This window comes from Vibrio sp. V43_P6S15P86, from assembly GCF_009904725.1.
GTDB lineage: Bacteria > Pseudomonadota > Gammaproteobacteria > Enterobacterales > Vibrionaceae > Vibrio > Vibrio diabolicus.
On sequence record NZ_WXWT01000465.1, the window covers coordinates 1 to 2720 of the forward strand.

The following is a 2720-nucleotide window of genomic DNA, read 5'->3' on the forward strand; positions in this document are numbered from 1 at the left end:
GCGTATCGGGCACCATCAAACACTATGCGGCGAACGATCAGGAAACCGCTCGTGTGGATGTGGACAGCATCATGTCTGAGCGTGCACTGCGTGAAATCCATATCAAGCCGTTTGAGATGGCAGTGAAGCAAGGTAATGCGACCACCATCATGACGTCTTACAACCCAGTGAATGGGCATTGGGCGGCATCCAACTACGACTTAAACACCACTATTCTACGTAATGAGTGGGGCTACACCGGCATTGTGATGACGGATTGGTGGGCGAAGATGAATGACCCAATCGAAGCGGGTGAAGAGAGTAAAACCTTTACTTCATTTATGGTGCGTGCACAAAACGATCTTTACATGGTGGTCGAGAATGATGGTGCAGAGAGCAACTCGATGGGCGATGACACGCTACAAGCGCTAGAAAACGGCACGCTGACCATTGGTGAGTTGCAGCGCTCTGCGATGAATATCTGTCGCTTCATAATGGCCGCTCCAGTCATGGAACGACCGCTGAAAGCTTACGAGCCAATCAAAACCTTTATTGCACAAACTGAGCAACCAAGTGAAGAAACGCATTCCGTTGAACAGGAAATTACCTTGAATACGAAAGTGAACGCTTCGGTTGTGCTTAAGGTGGACGAGGAAGGTGTATACCAGTTCAACGGCATGATGAAGTACGAGCGTGACTCTCTGGCGCAATCTTCTTGCAGTCTATTCCTCAATGGAGACTTTAGTATGACGTTACCAATGCATGGCACGGATGGTGAACTGATTACTGTAGAAGGTTTGAAGGTGAAGTTGAATCCAGGGTTCTACACCCTAGATATCGACTTTGTTAAGCCGGGTTTAGAGCTGGAAAAAATCAAAATAATCAAGCAGTAAACAATAAATGATAACGTAAGCTTATGGTTTTGTTGTTGCTGGGTAAATGGTGGGGAATGTTTCTTGTAAATACCCCTAAAAGTAACGTGACTTTGCGTTTAAAAGTTATACAATCCGCGCACAAAATTAGTCGATAACTCAAACTGCTTCACAGTTCTCTGTGGGGCAGTTTTTAGTTTTAGGAAAGGTCAAACACATGCCTAAAAGCCAGAATATCAACCAGCGTATGTCCATCGTGGCATTGGCTTGGCCGATACTTGTCGAAATTTTGCTACGGACGGCTTTAGGAACCAGTGATGTGTTCATGCTAAGTGGCTACTCGGACAAAGCGGTGTCTGCGGTAGGGGTGATCACGCAATTAACGTTTTTCCTGATCATTGTATCTACTTTTGTCAGCAGCGGAACGGGGATTCTGATTGCTCAGTACAACGGCGCGGGGCGTGAGCAAGACTCGGTTGATGTGGGTGTTGCCAGTGTTGCGTTGTCCGTGATTGTCGGTGCGTTCTTGAGTGTAGTTGCTGTGATTGGTGCGGTGTTTATCTTACCGTATTACGGGTTAGAAGCGCAGGTTGAGCAGTACGCACGGGAATACTTGCTGATCAGCGGTGCGATGACGTTCAACGTCACGATAGGCATTGTCTTTACCACGATTCTGCGTAGCCATGGTTACTCGCGCTCTCCAATGGTGGTGAACCTGATCTCCGGTGTGTTTAATATCATCGGTAACTATATTGCGCTTTACCAACCGTTTGGCTTGCCTGTGTATGGCGTGCAAGGTGTGGCGATGGCGACTGTGATCAGCCAAGTGATTGGTATGTTGCTATTGGGCGTAATTTTGCAGCGCAGCAGCATTGAACTACCAATGTCCAAGCTTAAGCAAGTGCCAAAAGACGTTTATAAGAAGATCCTGAAAATCGGCGGCATGAACGCGGGCGAAGTGCTGTCTTACAACATGGCGCAGATCTGTATTGTGTACTTTGTGGTGCAAATGGGTACATCGTCGCTGGCGGCGTTTACTTATGCGCAAAACATTGCCCGTTTCTCGTTCGCGTTTGCTTTAGCGATTGGTCAGGCAGCGCAAATCCAGACCGGTTATTACATCGGTAAAGGGTGGGTGAGCAGCATTTTAAAACGCGTACAAGTCTACTTCTTGGTGGGATTTGTGGCGTCAACGGCGGCAACCACACTGATTTACCTGTTTAGAGAAGAGATACTGCACGTATTTACCGATCAACCGGAAATTTTGGCGTTGGCGGGTGTATTGGTGATGGGCTCAATTGTGCTTGAAGCGGGGCGTGTGTTTAACCTGATCTTTATCTCGGCCCTGAAAGGTGCAGGCGATATTAAGTTCCCGGTGCAAATGGGGATTTTGAGTATGTGGGGATTAGGCGTGTTTTTCTCCTACATCTTTGGTATTCACATGGGTTACGGCGTGTTCGGGGCTTGGATGGCTATCGCTCTGGATGAATGGGTGCGTGGCATCATCATGGCAAGGCGCTGGCGTTCAAAAGCTTGGACTAAGTTTAAAGCTGCTTGATATTTCACCGTGTACTCGAAATTACCAACACTCGGCATGATACCTTTCGGAAGCTGACCTTCAACAGGTTCACCGTCAATTCCGGTGACGGTGAACCACTGACCGTATTACGGATTATCTTTTGGAATTGGAGAGTCGACAGCGTACGCCGATGAAAAGTAACCAACGATGACAAAAATGACTGCTAAAGCTGCGCTCCTCATAAAAACAAGCTCCTATGATTGGCGGTTATGTAATAGTTGAAAACAGCCTTTAATCACACACAAGTTTATGTTGGAAAGTCTGAGGTAGCTGTTTAGAAAAATTGTAAT

General features: G+C 47.1%; 2 protein-coding genes. Both read left to right on the plus strand.

Annotated features, from left to right (window positions below; all coding sequences use genetic code 11):
- Positions 1 to 872 (plus strand): glycoside hydrolase family 3 N-terminal domain-containing protein (locus CAG69_RS20940; RefSeq protein WP_272925893.1); only part of this gene is annotated, 872 nt, incomplete at its 5' end.
- A gap of 196 nt (positions 873 to 1068) precedes the next feature.
- A complete protein-coding gene (locus tag CAG69_RS20945) occupies positions 1069 to 2409 on the plus strand; it encodes an MATE family efflux transporter (RefSeq protein WP_161446046.1) in 1341 nt (446 codons plus the stop codon).
- Positions 2410 to 2720: the final 311 nt, after the last annotated feature.